Source organism: Endozoicomonas sp. ONNA2, assembly GCF_024606365.1.
Taxonomy (GTDB): domain Bacteria; phylum Pseudomonadota; class Gammaproteobacteria; order Pseudomonadales; family Endozoicomonadaceae; genus Endozoicomonas.
Map to the genome: position 1 here is coordinate 1 of NZ_JAHHPO010000444.1, position 1,590 is coordinate 1,590.

Below are 1,590 nucleotides of genomic sequence, written 5' to 3' on the forward strand. Positions count from 1 at the left end.
GTCTTTCCGTCGTTACCCACTTTGATAAAGTTGTAATAACAGCGGTGGATGGTTAGAACACGCTGGATCATGTTGACATTATAAGGTTGCTTACCGGTCCAGGGTCTCCCCTCATTGGACTCTTTGGCAATGGCTCGCTCCAGGTAAGAGAGTGAGCGACGGGTGGCGTTAAACAAGCTGTCAACGCCGTGCAGAGAGCTGAACAGATGAAGCCAGGCCAAACGACGTGATGAAGGCGCCTGTTTGCCGGTAATCAGCCGGGTGGTCCGGTGGGGCTCTGAAATGGTGTGAAACGGGTTTTCAATCCAGGCATCATGACCTTGCTCCAGCAGCCGGGTTTCCAGGAACTGCGCCTTGATCTCATTGGCCTCGCTGACATCCTGCACCTCGTAGCCAGCCAGTTTATGCAGCAGGAGCGCGCCCCGGCCCACCAGGTTGCGACGGACATCATTGCCCATCCCTTTTTCGTATTTCACCAGAAACCCAAAGCAGTCGCCGTGGTTTACGCGATCTCCAAGCGCTGAGATAAACGCTCGTTGAATGCCGGGCTCCCGGTCTAGGGAAAAGGCAATGAGCTCGGCATGGGTACATACCTCTGCCAGATATCGAAAGTGCGCCATTAGCGTGTAGGCAGAATGGATCTGCGCGCCATGGTCCGGAAGCTTATGTTCTGCATTCATTAGCTCGCCCGGGCCTGGGATGAGTTCCTCTGGCGCTGGGTCAAGACCGCGTTTACGCCGCTTTCGCTCAGCTGCCTGTTGCAGGCTCAGGGTGTAATCCACGTTCAACCAGTACTGAGCATGCTCCCGAGCCCAGGCTGGCTTATCCAGATCTCCGCAATCCTCTGCCGCCGCTTCCAGGGCTTCTCGTTGCAGATCGCCGTCAAAGCTCAAGTGCGCGCCGAAACAATAGCGAGTTCGGTTGTCCACCGATGTAGTTGCCGGGATCACAGTGACCCGCCGGTCTTCTCGATTTGACCAATTGGCTGTGAACAGCTGCTGATCAACGGCAATGTTCACCTTGCTACCCGTTATCGCCTTTTGCAGCTTGCGCTCCCGGTGTGCAGAAAACATCACGCACTGGCGATAAATGCGATCAATGGACTGGTATACCCACTGCATCGACGTGTTGTTAACCCGGGCAATGGCACGCAAATGCGCCTGGTTAACAATCATCCGGAACACCGACAGGTCCTTGAAGGTTTTGGTGCGTAATTTTTCCCGACGATGATCGGAGATGACAATGGATTTATGGCAGAGCTTGCAGCTGATCCGGCGCCGCCCTTCTGGCGTCCGGCCCCGGCGCTGATAACGCTCAGGATGGGCCTGGTAAGCGTATTGCTGGTTCTCGCACTGATCCCGCGGGCAAAACGTTCGACCGGCGCGGTCCAGATCCCGGGTCAGGCGTCGATATTCTTTATAAACACCCCGGTTGGATTTCAGGGTGCAACTGTTGCCGCAGTCCTTGCAGACCAGTCGTTTGTTGTCGCCGCTGCCGGAGACCCGATACAAGTCCGCTGTGTTTCTTCGCTGGATTCCGGGTAACTATTCTGTGAACCCAGCCAAACCAGCCCACCAAGCTGGTAAGGAA

Annotated in this window: 1 protein-coding gene; it reads right to left on the reverse strand. The window is 55.7% G+C overall.

Going from position 1 to position 1,590, the window contains the following annotated elements:
• Positions 1–1,511: hypothetical protein (locus KDK14_RS08005; RefSeq protein WP_257264562.1), on the reverse strand; the 1,511-nt coding region annotated here is incomplete at its 3' end.
• Positions 1,512–1,590 lie beyond the last annotated feature (79 nt).